The organism is Consotaella aegiceratis, assembly GCF_036541425.1.
Taxonomy (GTDB): domain Bacteria; phylum Pseudomonadota; class Alphaproteobacteria; order Rhizobiales; family Rhizobiaceae; genus Consotaella; species Consotaella aegiceratis.
In genome coordinates, this window is the sequence record NZ_JAZHFT010000068.1 from 1 (window position 1) to 13,531 (window position 13,531).

General features: G+C 65.9%; 18 protein-coding genes and 2 pseudogenes. 17 read left to right on the top strand and 3 right to left on the bottom strand.

The annotated features are described in order from the left end of the window. Positions 1–208: 208 nt before the first annotated feature. The 14 genes from SMD10_RS23585 to SMD10_RS23650 are packed head-to-tail and all read left to right on the top strand — an operon-like array spanning position 209 to position 9,896. On the top strand, positions 209–1,093 hold the full coding sequence (locus tag SMD10_RS23585) for an IS5 family transposase (RefSeq protein ID WP_331688194.1): 885 nt from the start codon (positions 209–211) through the stop codon (positions 1,091–1,093). After that, complete coding sequence (locus SMD10_RS23590) at positions 1,038–1,316, top strand: hypothetical protein (RefSeq protein WP_331688195.1); 279 nt, start codon at positions 1,038–1,040, stop codon at positions 1,314–1,316. The genes SMD10_RS23585 and SMD10_RS23590 overlap by 56 nt, the downstream gene beginning before the upstream one ends. Positions 1,317–1,322: 6 nt before the next feature. Then, positions 1,323–2,339 carry a DUF2169 family type VI secretion system accessory protein gene (locus SMD10_RS23595; RefSeq protein ID WP_331688196.1) on the top strand — a complete coding sequence of 339 codons (1,017 nt, stop codon included), beginning with the start codon at positions 1,323–1,325 and terminating at the stop codon, positions 2,337–2,339. Positions 2,340–2,343: 4 nt separating this feature from the next. After that, on the top strand, positions 2,344–3,423 hold the full coding sequence (locus SMD10_RS23600) for a hypothetical protein (RefSeq protein WP_331688197.1): 1,080 nt from the start codon (positions 2,344–2,346) through the stop codon (positions 3,421–3,423). Beyond that, positions 3,398–3,838: a hypothetical protein gene (locus tag SMD10_RS23605; protein ID WP_331688198.1), complete on the top strand. Its 441-nt coding sequence runs from the start codon at positions 3,398–3,400 to the stop codon at positions 3,836–3,838. The genes SMD10_RS23600 and SMD10_RS23605 overlap by 26 nt, the downstream gene beginning before the upstream one ends. Then, positions 3,838–4,842: a hypothetical protein gene (locus tag SMD10_RS23610; protein ID WP_331688199.1), complete on the top strand. Its 1,005-nt coding sequence runs from the start codon at positions 3,838–3,840 to the stop codon at positions 4,840–4,842. Before SMD10_RS23605 ends, SMD10_RS23610 begins: the two co-directional genes overlap by 1 nt. Beyond that, positions 4,839–5,336 carry a DUF4150 domain-containing protein gene (locus tag SMD10_RS23615; protein WP_331688200.1) on the top strand — a complete coding sequence of 166 codons (498 nt, stop codon included), beginning with the start codon at positions 4,839–4,841 and terminating at the stop codon, positions 5,334–5,336. The genes SMD10_RS23610 and SMD10_RS23615 overlap by 4 nt, the downstream gene beginning before the upstream one ends. Positions 5,337–5,350: 14 nt before the next feature. Then, positions 5,351–5,950 (top strand): hypothetical protein, encoded by a 600-nt coding sequence (locus tag SMD10_RS23620; protein WP_331688201.1) that lies wholly within the window; start codon positions 5,351–5,353, stop codon positions 5,948–5,950. Between the two features lie 14 nt (positions 5,951–5,964). Beyond that, the gene (locus tag SMD10_RS23625; protein WP_331688202.1) at positions 5,965–6,993 is read left to right on the top strand and encodes a type VI immunity family protein; all 1,029 of its coding nucleotides are present in this window, start codon (positions 5,965–5,967) and stop codon (positions 6,991–6,993) included. Next, the gene (locus SMD10_RS23630; RefSeq protein ID WP_331688203.1) at positions 6,990–8,003 is read left to right on the top strand and encodes a type VI immunity family protein; all 1,014 of its coding nucleotides are present in this window, start codon (positions 6,990–6,992) and stop codon (positions 8,001–8,003) included. Before SMD10_RS23625 ends, SMD10_RS23630 begins: the two co-directional genes overlap by 4 nt. Continuing rightward, positions 8,000–8,731, top strand: a complete 732-nt coding sequence (locus SMD10_RS23635; protein WP_331688204.1) for a hypothetical protein — start codon at positions 8,000–8,002, stop codon at positions 8,729–8,731. Before SMD10_RS23630 ends, SMD10_RS23635 begins: the two co-directional genes overlap by 4 nt. Positions 8,732–8,755: 24 nt before the next feature. Then, entirely contained in the window at positions 8,756–8,944 is a 189-nt protein-coding gene (locus tag SMD10_RS23640) for a hypothetical protein (protein ID WP_331688205.1), read from the top strand. A 56-nt stretch (positions 8,945–9,000) separates the two neighbouring features. After that, positions 9,001–9,504 carry a hypothetical protein gene (locus SMD10_RS23645; RefSeq protein WP_331688206.1) on the top strand — a complete coding sequence of 168 codons (504 nt, stop codon included), beginning with the start codon at positions 9,001–9,003 and terminating at the stop codon, positions 9,502–9,504. Further along, on the top strand, positions 9,504–9,896 hold the full coding sequence (locus SMD10_RS23650) for a hypothetical protein (protein WP_331688207.1): 393 nt from the start codon (positions 9,504–9,506) through the stop codon (positions 9,894–9,896). Before SMD10_RS23645 ends, SMD10_RS23650 begins: the two co-directional genes overlap by 1 nt. An 18-nt stretch (positions 9,897–9,914) precedes the next feature. Here the strand turns inward: SMD10_RS23650 and SMD10_RS23655 are convergent, their stop codons facing one another. Both SMD10_RS23655 and SMD10_RS25640 read right to left on the bottom strand, forming a co-directional pair. Next, entirely contained in the window at positions 9,915–10,124 is a 210-nt protein-coding gene (locus tag SMD10_RS23655; RefSeq protein WP_331688208.1) for a Tn3 family transposase, read from the bottom strand. Positions 10,125–10,137: 13 nt separating this feature from the next. After that, a pseudogene (locus tag SMD10_RS25640) lies at positions 10,138–10,761 on the bottom strand (Tn3 family transposase); the annotation flags it as partial. Between the two features lie 348 nt (positions 10,762–11,109). Between SMD10_RS25640 and SMD10_RS25645 the strand changes: the two are divergent. Beyond that, a complete protein-coding gene (locus SMD10_RS25645) occupies positions 11,110–11,400 on the top strand; it encodes a hypothetical protein (RefSeq protein WP_432757308.1) in 291 nt (96 codons plus the stop codon). Here SMD10_RS25645 and SMD10_RS25650 read toward each other — a convergent pair. Further along, positions 11,350–11,754: pseudogene (locus SMD10_RS25650) on the bottom strand (DUF4158 domain-containing protein); the annotation flags it as partial. The gene SMD10_RS25645 and the pseudogene SMD10_RS25650 sit on opposite strands and share 51 nt — an antisense overlap. A 138-nt stretch (positions 11,755–11,892) precedes the next feature. On the opposite strand from SMD10_RS25650, the gene SMD10_RS23665 reads away from it, so the two are divergent. Both SMD10_RS23665 and SMD10_RS23670 read left to right on the top strand, forming a co-directional pair. Further along, on the top strand, positions 11,893–12,513 hold the full coding sequence (locus SMD10_RS23665) for a recombinase family protein (RefSeq protein WP_331688209.1): 621 nt from the start codon (positions 11,893–11,895) through the stop codon (positions 12,511–12,513). Further along, positions 12,510–13,067, top strand: a complete 558-nt coding sequence (locus SMD10_RS23670; protein WP_331688210.1) for a hypothetical protein — start codon at positions 12,510–12,512, stop codon at positions 13,065–13,067. The genes SMD10_RS23665 and SMD10_RS23670 overlap by 4 nt, the downstream gene beginning before the upstream one ends. Positions 13,068–13,531 lie beyond the last annotated feature (464 nt).

Sequence of the window (13,531 nt, forward strand, 5' to 3'; positions counted from 1 at the left end):
ATATTCCATGGCTGTTCCTCTCATGATGCTTGAGGCCGATCGATCGGACCTCGTTTCCAAACATCATCATTCTGAGGGACAGCCACCAAACTGGCTAATCGTGAGGCGCCGGCCCATTACGGCATCTAGGAGATCTGTGCGCGGGTATGTCTGGACGCTAGGCGCTCCTCGTGATTCTCTCAGCCTGTGCAGCAGATTGAGGTGAAGCATGAGCCGTCGCCGGATCGGTCAGGAGAGCTTGGGGATTGGTGCTGGCGGCAAAGCCCGTGGTTCGTCGCTGGACGACCTCGCCAAGCTGATCGATTGGTCACCAATTGAGCGCCACCTGTCCGGCATTTCCAGCGCTGCCAAGGGCGAACCGGCCCGGCCGCCGCTGGCGCTGTTCAGGGCGATGCTGCTGGCGGTGTGGTACGATCTTTCCGATGTCAAACTCGCCGAGACGCTTGATGATCGTGCGTCGTTCCGGCGGTTCTGCGGCTTCTCCGGCAACGAGGCGACGCCGGAACGCACGGCTTTCGTTCGGTTCCGCAAGGCATTGGTCGCCCGTGAATTGGACAAGGCTTTGTTCGACGCCGTCACGGCCCAACTCAAGGCCAAGGCGATCCGGGTCAAAGCTGGCACGCTGGTCGATGCCACCATCATCGCCTCAGCCAGCGAGGGCGACAGTGAAGCTCATTGGGTTAAGCACAAAGGCAGGCCCGCCGTCCACGGCTTCAAGGCCCATGTCGGGGCTGATGCCGACACCGCCCTGGTGGAGGAACTCGCCATCACTCCGGCCAACATCAACGACGGCAAGGCTGGGTCTGATGCATTGCCCGAAGCTCCAGGCGAGGTCTTTGCCGATAGTGCCTATCGCGGGCCGCACTTCGGCAATGCCGTACGGGCCAGGGGCGGCACGCCTCGGATCGCCGCCACCGGTATGTGGGGACGCGACGAAGCCGAAACGCTCAAGCGCCTCAAGGCCTGGAACCAGCCGATCCACCGGGTGCACGGCCGGCGGCAGCCTCGGCAGCATCTTCCCATCCGGTGTTGGCACGATGAATCTGGTCGCCGGCACGTTCCACTCGTTGACGGCGGGCCTCGCCACGGCTGAGCAGGTCGGTGGCGTCAAGGTGGTCAATGTCGGGACCAATTCGTTGGAGCGGGTTGGCGAGATTAAGCAGGTCTCGGTGGGCGATGAATTCGTCGTCACCGTCGGCGGCAACGCCACGCTCATGATGAACAACAAAGGCGAGATCCTCATAACCGGTGTTAAACTGGAGACCAAGACGGACGACAAGACCTTCATCAAAGCCGCCTCGGTCCATATCAATTAACTGGCCATGCTGCAGCTTGAGAACCTCACACCGCACGCTGCAGCGTCCACGCTCCTGCTCGACAGCGACGGGGTCGAACACTGGGTAACGGTGGTCAAGGCGACCTACGAGATCGCCGAGGACGGCGGCATTGCAGTGGCGGACGCGCAAGAGGACGTGGTGCGTGTGCCGAAGTATGTGGGCGAGCCGTGGGCAAGCAGCCTCGTGCGCGACGTTGAGCTCGTCCGCATCCATCCCGGCACCGACATCGTCGTCAACGGCACGGTTCATGCCCCTGGCGGGCGGCCGGTACATTCCGTTGTCGCGAGTGCTTCGGTCGGTGAGTACCGGGCCGAGATTGTTGCCGTCGGCGCGCGGCGTTGGGAGCGGCGTCGCGGTGCGCTCGTCGCGACCGAACCGGTTGCATTCGCAACAATGCCGGTGATCTGGGAAGGCGCGTTCGGTGGTCGCAGCAAGAAGGGCGTCGTCGCGCAGAACCCGATCGGCCGGGGCTTCGCAGGAAGCGAAGACGAGGCCGTCGACACGGCGTTGCCAACGATCGAACGTCCGGACGCGCGGATCGTCGCCTGGGACGACAGGCCCCTCCCAGCCGGGCTCGGCGCGATCCCCGTCGGCTGGGAACCACGCCTCGGCCTGGCCGGTACCTACGACGCCAAATGGCGGGCCGAGCGTGCGCCGCTTCCGGCGGCGGACGAGGACGACCGCGTATACCGCACTACCCCGCTCGGCCTCTGGACCGAGCGTCGGCTCGGTGGTGGTCAGACCCTGCGTCTCGTCAACTTCACACCGTCCGGATCACTTGCCGTCAAGATTCCACGCTTGCCTCTGATGCTGCGGACCACGTTCGTGACCACATCGTTCGACCACGGAGCGGTGCTCGACCGTGTCATCGTCGAGCCGGACGCTGGGCGCCTTCTCACCGTCTGGCGCTCGACGCTGCGGGTCGGGCCGCAGTTTCAGCACCTGACACGCACCACGGTGATGCTGAAGCCGCGCCGGCGGCTGCGGCCGGCGGGGGCGTAACGCGATGTGGCCACGCATCGTCGGTCAGCTCGCCGAAGCGCTCCCGAACCTGTGGGAGCATCGCGACCGCATCGTCGCGACCCCCACCGCCCGCCTCGCCGACTTGATGCGGTTCGACGAGCGGATTGCCGCTCAGCTCGAGGCGTTGGCGATTGAGGGCGGCGCCGCCATCGCGCTCTGCGACGACTGCTGGCGGATGAACCGCCCCGGCGAATCCTTTGCACGGACGGCGACGGCGCTATTGCGGGGCGACGAGCTGCCGCCCCTTCCCGGCGATGCTTCCCACCTGCGCGCCAGGGCGTCGGCTTTCGGCTTCGTCCCGGCCGACTGCGCTCGCCGTGGGCTCGACTCCCTCATCTCAGGCGGCGGCCCGGTGGCGGCCGAGGTCGCATCGCGCGCCATGCGCATCATGCGCATCTCCCACGCTACGCTCGGCTTCCCGATTCCGCCGTATAAATCTGCGCTCCTCGCGCCCGCAATGTGCGGCGAGCGCCGCGCGGTGCCCGCTCTTGCCGCGCTGCGCGACCATCCGCAGGTCGGGCTGTTCGCCGATGCCGCGCTGTTCGTCCTGATGCGCCTGCTGCCTGACCTCGCCGCATTCCTTTCGCGTGCCACCGCGGCCGAGGCCGACCTCGCGGACACTCTGATCCGTCTCGCACCGCAGGACGATGCCTTGGAGTTGATCCGTGCCGACGGCGCGGTGCGCGATGTTGCCGTCGCCGTTGCCGTGCGTGGTGCGCTCGGCCGCCCCTCCGACGCGGAAGCGCTGGCTTCGCTCGCCGCTTACCCACAGATTCGCGACGCCGCCCGTCTTGCTCGCCAACGCATCGTCGGTGAGGCGGACGCCGCGCCGAGCGGGGACCGCTGGCTCGCCGGCGGTCCCGCCACGTCGGAGCGAGCGCGGGCGTTGCTCATGACCGCCCCGCAGTGCGTGCGCTGGGCGGCGGCGGGAGAGCTCCTGCGCGACGGCGGGCCCTGGTTCGACATCGCGGCGCCCGCGCAGGAACAGCGTCGGCGGCTCATCCTCGGCGATATGCTCGAACGAACGGAGGCGGTCCATGACGACCTTTCCATCGCGATCTGACGCGCAGCCACCCGAGGACGGCGCCTGCGCGACGCGTCTTGCCCGTCTCGCTGCGGTGGGCGCCGAGGGGACTCTGGTCATCGAGGATCCGCGCGGCGGCTTGGCTCCGGCGGTGGCGAGCCTTGCGCTCGGGCCCGTGCAGCCGGGCGATCTCGTCGTCGCCGCGTTCCCGGACGCGGGGCCGGCGATCGCGCTCGGCGCCGTCGCGGCCGCCGCGCTCGCCGCAGCGCCGCTCGCCGTCGTCGCCGACGGCAACCGCATTGTCGTCAGCGGCCGCGAGGAAATCGAGCTCGTTTGCGGCCGCGCCAGCATCCGCCTTCAGGCCGACGGCAAGATCGTCATCGCCGGCGAGACCGTCATCAGCCGTGCGACGGGCACCAACACGCTCGAAGGCGCCGTGGTGAAGGTGAACTGATGCATCTCATCGCGCACAGCACGCTCGCCCCGCCGGGCCCCGACATCGCGCGCATCGCAGCCGCGATCCGCGGCGGCGCGAGCGGCTTTTTGCGCGTCAGAAACCTTCGTTCGAGGGCAACGGCGGAGCCTGTCGTCGTCGGCGTCTGCGAGGCGATGCACGCGGTGCCCCTTCGGGACCGCCTGCGCCAGCTCGCCGCCGCCGCTTCCGCGCCCTGCCGCGAGGCTCTGCGTCGTCACGGCGGCCGCCTCGCCGCCGTCCTCCTCGCCCTGCCGTCCGAGCGCCCCGGGCTCGACCCGGAAACCCTCACGGCCCTTGCGGGCGACATCGTGCGCGACCTGGACGTGCCGCTCGACGGCGTGACCACCGCGATGGTCCCCGGCGCCCAGGCGACCGGGCTCCGGCTCGTCGCCGACGCGATGAAGTTGATCGCCGATGATGATGCCGTCGTCCTCGTCGGCGGGGTCGACTGCTTCGTCGATCGCCACGTCCTTGCCTGGCTCGAGGCGATGAACCGCCTCAAGACATCTGTCGCGCCGAAGGGGCTGATGCCGGCGGAGGGCGCGGCCTTCCTGCTGTTCGGCGGCCGCGGCTCCGGCGTGCGCGTCGCAGGGATGGGCGTTGCAAAGGAGCCGAAGCCGTGGTTCGGCGGCGAAAGCTCCATCGGCGCCGGGCTGACCGCGGCGATCGCCGCCTGCGCGGGTGCCGCCCCCGAGCGGGTCGCCGCGACCTTCTGCGACAACAACGGCGAGACGTGGCGGGCGCACGAATGGATGTATGCCTATCTGCGCACCGCCGCGGTGCATCCCGAGCCGCTCGACCTGCGCGAGCCAGCGGCCGGCTGGGGCGACCTCGGCGCCGCCACCGGCCCCGCCCTCGTCTCGCTCGCCGCCCACGAGATGGGACGCGATCCCCTTCTCGCCCGCACCCTCGTCTTCGCCGCCTCCGACCTTACCGCCGAGCGCGCGGCGATCATCCTCAGCCGCCAGGACAAGACGCCATGACACCCACCATCACGATCAACGGCCTCACCGTCGTCCACCGCGAGAGCGACGGGGTCGCGACCTCCGGCGCCCCGGATGTCTGCCGCAGTCCCGATATCCCTGTCCCCTATGTCAACGTCGCCTATTCGCGCGACCTGCAGAACGGCACGACCACCGTCTTCACCGACGGCGTGATGGCGGCGATCCGCGACTGCTACTTTCTGCCGAGCTACGGCGACGAGCCCGGCACCGGCGGCGGCATCATCTCCAACGTCAACATGAAGAAGGCGCGGTTCTCGAACTATTCGATGGACGTGTTCATGGAGGGCCGCAACGTCTGCCGCCTGACCGATCCGATGACGATGAACGGCAATGCGCCGAACACGTTCTCCCCGACCGAGCTGCAGGAGAACATCGGCGGCAACACCGACATCCTTTGCCAGATCTTCTGCTGGTGTGACGAGGGCAACAAGGGTTCGGACTTCATCCAACTCGAAGATAACTTGAAAGCCTGAGGGAGCGACGCAGCATGGCCGACACACCCAAGGAACAATGCTTCAAGGAAGCCATGGACGCCTATGAGAATGCGACTGGCGACGACCTCGGCGCCAAGTGGAAGCAGCAATGGTACCGCGAGGACGGCAAATGGTATCAAGCCTCGAAATGGCGGAGCTTCAAACATTGGATCAATTCGATCCGCAAAACCCAGCGGATTCGGAAGGGCACCGAGGCCGAGCGCGGCGCGGACGCGATCAACCCGGAGCAATGGCGCATTCCCGACCTGACGATCGGCGACACGGTGGTCGACCTCAAATTCACCAACAAGGCCGGCCGCATCGATCCGACCGGAACGAAGGAAGGCATCGGCGGGTTTTCGCAGCAGCACGACTACAACGAGATCAACGGCCGCAAGACGGATAGCGATATCGTCGCCCTCGACAAGGATTCCTGCAAGTGCGCCGAGCGCGCCAAGGAGGGCAAGGCGCAACCGCACACGGTCACCGTACCGGATCCGATGACCGGACTTCACTTCGTCCCCGTTATCATCAACCCGATCGGTGGACTGGCTGGTCTGCTGGGCGGAGCTGCGGAGGGCGCCGCTGGGGCGGCGGGAGCAGCCGCAAACTGAACCGGAGGGTTCCTATGATACCGGAAGACCTTGAAGCCCTGCGCTACGAGTCGGATGGCGCGCTGCGCCTCGTGCCGTGCCTGTCCTTCGGGCTGTACCACGACGGCTACGAGCCCGAGGCGATGATGGAGTTCGTCACGGCGGCGACCGAGCTGCTGCGCCCATATCTCACGCATGTGTACACCAACACCATGCGCTTCCCGCGCAAGTTCGATGCCAAGGCGGAAGCGGTCGTCCCGGCCTGGTTCGCCAAGCCGCGGGAGTACCAGCCCTATCTATTTGCGCTCTGGGGCGACGGCGCCGAGGGGACGAGCCCGGCCTATTTCAAGTTCCTGTTTCGGTATGGTGCGTTCAACGATCCTCGGCTCGACACGGCGACACGCGAGAAGCGGCGAGAGAACTGGACGAAGATGTATGGATCCGACAAGTCGGGAACCTATCCATACGTCTCCTATTTTCGTCTCACGATCCCGCTCGACCATCCGCTCGGAGCGGAGGGGTTTCGGGATTTCCTGCTGGCGCGCCCCGTCGTTGCCAACGGCAACTTCGCCTCCGGGCTCGCCGGGCTGCGGCTGTCGGTGGATCGCAACGCGCCTAGAGACGGGACCTCGTCCGAGGTCATACGGCGCTGCCGTCTTGCCGGGGTCGAGCATCCCGGCCTCGACCTCGACCACACCGACAGGAAGCTCCAGGCGATCGATCGTTGGCACGCGCCGTCGCGGGACATGGTGCCGCATATGGTGCGGGCGAACTGGCTGACCTTCGTCTCCGACCGAAGCGCGCCGCTGATCGGCGAGATCGCCGATGTCGAGAGGCGCCTGACCGCTTTCGAGGGGGTGCGCGTCGTGCGCTGCGGCGGGGGCATGATGGTGCAGGCGGGCGATGCGCCGATCCCAGGCGATGGGCTCGGCGATCCGGCGCTGGCGCCCTACCGCCACGTCGCCAAAGTGCTGCGGCCGATGCGCCTCGCACCGCAGGACGCCATCGGAAAGTACGTCGACGAGTCGGTCATCGAATGGTTCGAGGACCTCGACCAGCCATGACAGAAAGCCTTTCAGCCCTGCGCCATGAGGATGATGAAGCGCTGCGCCTCGTGCCGTGCCTGTCCTTCGGGCTGTACCACGACGGCTATGAGCCCGACGCGATGATGGAGTTCGCCGCGGCGGCGACCGAGCTGCTGCGCCCTTACCTCACCCACACCATCACCAACACAATGCGCTCCCCGCGCAAGCTCGACGCCAAGGCCGAGGCGGTTGTCCCCGCTTGGTTCGCCAAGTCGCGGGAAAACCAGCCCTACTGGTTCGCGCTGTGGGGTGACGGAGCCGAGGGGACAAGTCCGGCCTATTTCGAGTTTCTACTGCGCAGTCCCGGCGTGCACGACCCTCGGGACGACGCGGCAATGCGGGAGAAGCGGCAAACGAATAGGATCAAGTTGTATGGCTCCGGCGAATATCACAGCTATGCACCCGTCTCCTATTTTCGTCTCACGATCCCGCTCGACCATCCACTCGGAGCGGACGGATTTCGCGATTTCCTGCTGGCACGCCCTGTCGTTGCCAACGGCAATTTCGCCTCCGGCCTTGCCGGCCTGCGGCTGTCGTTGGACTCTGGAGGAGTCTCGTCGGAGGAGGTAATGCGCTACGAACTCGCTGGGGTGGAGCATCCTGGCTTCGACCTCAACTACACCGACAGGAGGCTCCAGGCGATTGATCGCTGGCACGCGCCGTCGCGGGACATGGTGCCCCACATGGTGCGGGCGAACTGGCTGACCCTCGTCTCCGATCGAAGCGCGCCGCTGATCGGCGACATCGCCGATGTCGAGCGGCGCCTGACCGCTTTCGAGGGCGTGCGCGTCACGCGCTGCGGCGGGGGCATGATGGTGCAGGCGGGCGACGCGCCCATTCCCGGCAACGGGCTCGGCGACCCGGCGCTGGCGCCCTACCGCCACGTCGCCAAGGTGCTGCGGCCGATGCGCATCCCGAGAGAGGATGCCGTTGGAGAAAACGCCGCCGAGCCGATCGTCGAATGGTACGAGGACCTCGACCGGCCATGAGCATACAACCGTCCAACAATCCGCAGGCCGTGTTCAACGTCGGACCTGGGTCAATGCAGGCGCTGCAGATCGTCGCGACCGGAGAGGACATTGCGACGATGGGCCGGAACGTCTCGATCTTCAAGACCGAGCCGGAGGCCGAAACCGTGGATATGGTCGCGCTCTTTGCGGCGGCGGTGACGCACGGCTTCTTCGGCCCGTCGATGACGGCTGAGGCGCGGCTCGGCTCGCTCGAGGGAGCGACGGCGCGCTGGTCGCTCACGACGCGCGGCGTGCCGCCCGAGGCGTTCCGCGTCCTCGCCAATCTCTTGGTTCTGTCCGACTCCGCCAGCTTCACGCCCGCGGATCGCGAAATCGACACGATCGCCGTCGCGTCTTTGCCCTTCCCCCGCACGCAGCAAACGCCGTTCGAGGTCGACCACATGCTGCCCGAGCAAAGCGGCAAGGAGCGGGCGGTGCGGATCGAGTTCACGGCCGAGCCCGACGTCGACGCCGTGCTGGAGGCCCTCGAGGTTTGGTGCACGCTCACGATCCTCGGCGGCTATCGCGATGCGCTCGACCACAAGGAGGGCGGCGGCTTTGTCGAAGAGCCGGTCTGGGAAGGCGGCGGCACGTTCGGGATCTATCTGCCGATCCTCGATTGCGACGAGGCCGTGTTCGACGCCGTCGTCACCTGGGCGTCGGGATTTGGGTCGACGACCCCCGTCGAGCGCATCGTCATCGAGTGATTGACAGGGCAAAGCACAGGCGGAATGGCGGGAAGCACGGAGATCGTCGGCACAGTGAAGACTATTGACGCTCACGAAACCTTGCGTCTGCGCTGCGGCAAGGCAGAGATCGTTATGCACGCCAGCGGAGAGGTGACCTTCAACGGAAAGACCCTCAGCATTGATTTCGATGGGCACATCTCGCTGAAGTCCGAACGGATCGACGTCAATTGAGGCGGGCCACCATCATAGCGCTCGCTGTTGCCTGTCTTTTGGGAGGGTGCCTGCCCATGTCTGCCGCCATGTTGACCGTCACCGTCGAAGATCCGCTTCTCACCGAGGGCGGGACCGTCGTTGTTCTTGTGACGAAAATCGACCAACAGACCTTCGACGAGCGCCATGGCGATGCCGTTATCGTCAAGGACAATGCGATCCAGCTCCAGGCGACAGTGAACAGCGTCGTCAGCTTCCTGGAAGTCGATGCCCCGCCGGGCTTTGAGTATCGCTTCCAGACGAAGGACGGCAGGCCGATCGCCGAGCAGAGGGTGAGCGTCGGCGAGGGCGGCGGCTATCGGGACATCACGACCGGTCAGTACGCGACGGCGGACATAACCTTTCATCACTATATCAAAGGGCCGCACGCGGAGCTTGCAAACTCACGAGCTCTCGACGGAAGCTATTTCCGGATCGATCCGGCAGATTGTAAAATAGCACCGGCTGTCCGCATCTGTTCTGGAAGCGCCGAAGCTCTTGCGGAAATGATCCGCGACTTCGACCGATCGGAAACACACTGATGCTTCAGATTATTGTCCGATCTTTCCATCCGCGCGGAAATTTTGGTTTCAGCGGCTTGTATTTCGGTGGAGACAACCGTGGCTTCTCCACCGCTCGACGTGCTTCTGCTCGAATTACCAGCATCGTGAAGATCGATTTGCAGGCGCCGAACATCAGCAAAGAACGGGTTTATTCTGATCCAAGCCACAACACCTACTCCCATGTGCCAGAAATGGCGACTGAAACCTATGACGCCGAGAATGAGAAGCCGACAGGTTCGCTGGCGCGCCCGTCCATCACGCCCTACCGCGAGGATGGCGATCAGAGCTTTTCCTACACCTTTGCCTATCGAGGCAAAAACCACGCGCTGGCCCAATCGCCGATCTGTCCGCCGTCAGGGGAGCCGACATAGAACGAGCACTAAACCACGTTAAGCGGACAGATCGAGAACATCGAGGTTCTGCGCTGTCGAGGCCCGGTTGAGTGGGCGGAATCCATCGGCCTCGATGCGCGGCTCGTCGGACCAGATGTAGTCGCCGGTGAGGTTGATGTGCTGCCAGCCGAGTGGCGCCAGATGCGGCAGCCATTCGACCGGGACGTCCTCTCCGCGGCCGCGCAGGTGACGGATGACGCGGTTCATGTAGACCGTGCGGCGGTGTGATCCGCAAGGCGGTACCGGTCACGCGGACATCGGCGAGGAGATCACGATCGGCGCGTCGTTGGACCTCGTCCAGTCGCTCCGTGAGGAGTGCCCGACGCTCATCGAGCCAGAGTTGTGGATCGTCAGAAACGGCAAGCGGCAAAGGCCCCGCCTGCCTCATCGCCTCGAACAGGGACACAGAGATCATCTGGTCCTCGACGGCGCGATACTGACGGCTCCCGACGACCCAGACATCGCCCGCCCGCAGCCTGTCACGCAGTTCGGCGAACAGGCAGAGCTCGAAGGCCGCGCCGTTGAACCCCTCATCGCGCTGGACCGCGGTGCGCCAGCGCTTGCGCATGAAGCCGGTCGGAAGGTTGGCGGGCAACGTGCGGCGCGATCCACGGTAAAAGGTCCGCATAGTGTCGACGCCGCGCAGAAGACTGGCGCTGCTCGCGATCCCCGCGAACGCGAACCCGTCGAGGAACGGAGGACCGATCCGTCGCAGGAGCGCGTGGCTGGCGCTCGCCAGCGCGGCATAATCGGGTCCCTCCGGACGCGACAACTGGTCGGCTTCGGCGACGGCGCGCAGGAGGTCCTGCCAGGGGATGACAGCGTCGAGGGCTGCGAAGGCGTCGCCGTGCGCATTCCTTGCCTCGGCCAGCGCGCCTCCGACCCGTGCGAGAAGCCGAACCTTCCCGTTCACGGCGCGGGCGTTGGCCTGCAGGTCCCGTTCGGCCCTTCGCTCGGCGCGGCGGAACAGTCCGCCCACGAGGCGGTCGAACAGGCCAATGGCCTCGTCCGTGAGGCGCGTGATGGATTCCAGCGCCGTCACAGCCAGAATAGCCCGGCGCCGCGGCGCCGAAAGGCTCTTCAGATGCCGGGCCGAAAGGCGCATACCCTCGCGCGACAGCGCCTGACGCCGATCGGCCTGGATGGCCTCGACGATCGCCGGATCGAGGCGTAGGGAGCGGAGCCGATCGAGTTGACCAATGATCTGCGCGAGCGCGCGATGTCCTGCGGCCCCGAGTGGCTGGCGCGTCCAGGCCAGAGGGCTCAGAACGGCGCCTGCGGAAACCTCCAGCAGCGCGTCCAGTTCGATGCGCCGGCGATCGTCGAGACAGGCATCGATCTGCCGTTCCACATGGCGTTCCGCCTGCGACAGGGCGGCCGCGATCAACCGTTCGATGACAGTTGGTCCGGGAGCGGCGATGGCGCGACGACGCAGTTCCTCCAGGAAGAGATCGGCGAGGGCGACGCCGCTCACAGTGCCTAGAGCTGGGGCAAGTAGCCATCGCGCCATCTCGATGCGATCGGGACGTGTGAAGGTACGGAACCCGTAGACGGCATAAAGGGCGTTGAGCTGATCGTAGCGGGTCTGAGAACGCATCGCGTAGTCGGCCAGGGCCTCGGGAGCCAGGTCGAGTTGGTCGGCCAAAAACGTCAGCACCTCCTGGGGCACGACTTCGCCCGGATGGAGAAGCCGTCCCGGATAGCGCAGGGCACAAAGCTGGACGGCGAAGCCGAGGCGGTTGTGAGCGCGACGACGCCGCGCGATGATGGCGAGATCGGCGGCGGAAAGAGTGTAATGGCGGACCAGATCGGCTTCCTCCGTCGGTAGCGCAAGCAAAGCCTCGAGCTGGATCTGTGTGAGGGCGCGTCAGCGCGGCATGGCAGTGCTGTCCCATTTGGAGTAATGTCTGTTTGCGATGCCGTCCGCATCAGGCGAGACAGGGCTTTGGAAGTGCCTCGCGCCGGGAGGGTTCAAATGGGACAGCGGGCCGCGATCTACTGCCGGGTGTCGACCGCCGATCAATCCTGCGAGCGTCAGGAGCGCGAGCTTCGCGCCTTCGCCGAGCGCGCCGGCTACGAGACCGTTGCCGTGTTCCGGGAAACCGGCTCGGGCGCGAAGGTGAACCGCATTGAGCGCCGCAAGGTGATAGCCCTCGCCCAGGGACGCCATATCGATGTGGTCCTGGTGACGGAACTGTCGCGCTGGGGTCGCTCGACGCTCGATCTCCTGGAGACGCTGCGCGAGCTCGAGGCACGCCGGGTCTCGGTCGTGGCGATGAACGGCATGACCTTCGACCTGTCCAGCGCCACGGGCCGCATGATGGCGACTATGCTGGCCGGGATCGCCGAGTTCGAGCGCGACCACCTCTTGCGCGAGCGCGTCCGCTCGGGTCTGGCCGCTGCCCGTGCGCGAGGCCGGGTGCTCGGACGACAGACGGGCCACCGGCCAAAGTCCGATCGCTTGGCGCCGAAGGTTCTGGCGCTGGTGGAGGCGGGACGTAGCTATCGGCTGATCGGGCGGGAACTCGGCCTGAGCAAGAACACCGTGGCCGCAATCGTGCAGCGCCATCGAGCGTCGGTGGAACGGACATCGTGAGCCGCGCGAAGAACCCACCCTCCGATCCGTATCGCAAGGCTCGATTCCGCGAGGAAGCCCGAGACATCGTATTCAAGGATCGACATGATCGGAAATACGGCCGCACCGTTGATACGGGCGGGGTCATCGCCCGTGCCCTGGAGCGGGCCTACAAGCAAGGTTTTGCCGATGCGCAGGGAGATCCGAGTCCCGCGCCCGCAGCGATCCCGGCGGATGGTCCGCTGGACTGGGCTCTCATCCCGCCACGACCTCGCAATGCCTTCTGGTCCTGCTGTCTTTATATATACGGTCGAAAGGGCGACCGGGGGCGGTCCGGATGGCTGGAACCGGCCCCGACCGAACGCGGCACGATAGGGTGGCGCCTCGTCATCGACGGCTTCGACCCCGACAAGGTGATCGGCAACAGCTCGATCGGACCTCTGGTCGATCTTGATCTCGTGGAACTGGTCGAAGGCACCCAGGATCGCCTGACCGTCAGCGCGCGCGGCCGCGCGACATGGGAACGTTTCCTCGCCGCAGGCGGTGAGTTCCCCGAGGATCTTCCGCCCTTCTGATCAAAGGCCACGTTCCGGGTTTGTCCGCTTAACGTGGTTTGGCGCCCGTTCTATGTCGGCTCCCCATCAAGTTCGAGCTTTCCGACGTAGGTCGTTGGTAGCCTCGATCATTGACCGATACAGTCTCGGGTCAAACAATCGCGAGACAAGCGACGATGGTTCTGCGATGCGGCGGCTTTAGCGCTGCCGACACGCAGTTCGTCTGGGCAAGCGCTCGACGAGCAGTCTCTCGATTGCCATTGACCAGCTTTTGTCACGGCCGATCGTGTCGGCCCACATCGTCGCGAGGAACGGCAGGGCTAGCTCAGTAATTACTCACCCCCCTTGCCAACGGCTGGATTCGCTGAATCCATGGCGGCATGGAGCGGTCTGATTTGCAGCGGCTTTCGAAGGACGAGTTGATCGATCTGGTGCTGCGGTTGCAGCGGCCGGGGAAGACGTCGCGGACGTCGTCGAAGCCGCCA

Excerpts from the sequence above, each read along its gene's own strand:
- SMD10_RS23640 (WP_331688205.1), top strand. The coding sequence starts at position 8,756 with ATGGCGGGAAGCACGGAGATCGTCGGCACAGTGAAGACTATTGACGCT.
- SMD10_RS23630 (WP_331688203.1), top strand. The coding sequence starts at position 6,990 with ATGACAGAAAGCCTTTCAGCCCTGCGCCATGAGGATGATGAAGCGCTG.
- SMD10_RS23620 (WP_331688201.1), top strand. The coding sequence starts at position 5,351 with ATGGCCGACACACCCAAGGAACAATGCTTCAAGGAAGCCATGGACGCC.
- SMD10_RS23625 (WP_331688202.1), top strand. The coding sequence starts at position 5,965 with ATGATACCGGAAGACCTTGAAGCCCTGCGCTACGAGTCGGATGGCGCG.
- SMD10_RS23615 (WP_331688200.1), top strand. The coding sequence starts at position 4,839 with ATGACACCCACCATCACGATCAACGGCCTCACCGTCGTCCACCGCGAG.
- SMD10_RS23655 (WP_331688208.1), bottom strand. The coding sequence starts at position 10,124 with ATGAACCGCGTCATCCGTCACCTGCGCGGCCGCGGAGAGGACGTCCCG.
- SMD10_RS23605 (WP_331688198.1), top strand. The coding sequence starts at position 3,398 with ATGACGACCTTTCCATCGCGATCTGACGCGCAGCCACCCGAGGACGGC.
- SMD10_RS23585 (WP_331688194.1), top strand. The coding sequence starts at position 209 with ATGAGCCGTCGCCGGATCGGTCAGGAGAGCTTGGGGATTGGTGCTGGC.
- SMD10_RS23635 (WP_331688204.1), top strand. The coding sequence starts at position 8,000 with ATGAGCATACAACCGTCCAACAATCCGCAGGCCGTGTTCAACGTCGGA.
- SMD10_RS23665 (WP_331688209.1), top strand. The coding sequence starts at position 11,893 with ATGGGACAGCGGGCCGCGATCTACTGCCGGGTGTCGACCGCCGATCAA.
- SMD10_RS23610 (WP_331688199.1), top strand. The coding sequence starts at position 3,838 with ATGCATCTCATCGCGCACAGCACGCTCGCCCCGCCGGGCCCCGACATC.
- SMD10_RS23600 (WP_331688197.1), top strand. The coding sequence starts at position 2,344 with ATGTGGCCACGCATCGTCGGTCAGCTCGCCGAAGCGCTCCCGAACCTG.
- SMD10_RS23645 (WP_331688206.1), top strand. The coding sequence starts at position 9,001 with ATGTCTGCCGCCATGTTGACCGTCACCGTCGAAGATCCGCTTCTCACC.
- SMD10_RS23590 (WP_331688195.1), top strand. The coding sequence starts at position 1,038 with ATGAATCTGGTCGCCGGCACGTTCCACTCGTTGACGGCGGGCCTCGCC.
- SMD10_RS23650 (WP_331688207.1), top strand. The coding sequence starts at position 9,504 with ATGCTTCAGATTATTGTCCGATCTTTCCATCCGCGCGGAAATTTTGGT.
- SMD10_RS23595 (WP_331688196.1), top strand. The coding sequence starts at position 1,323 with ATGCTGCAGCTTGAGAACCTCACACCGCACGCTGCAGCGTCCACGCTC.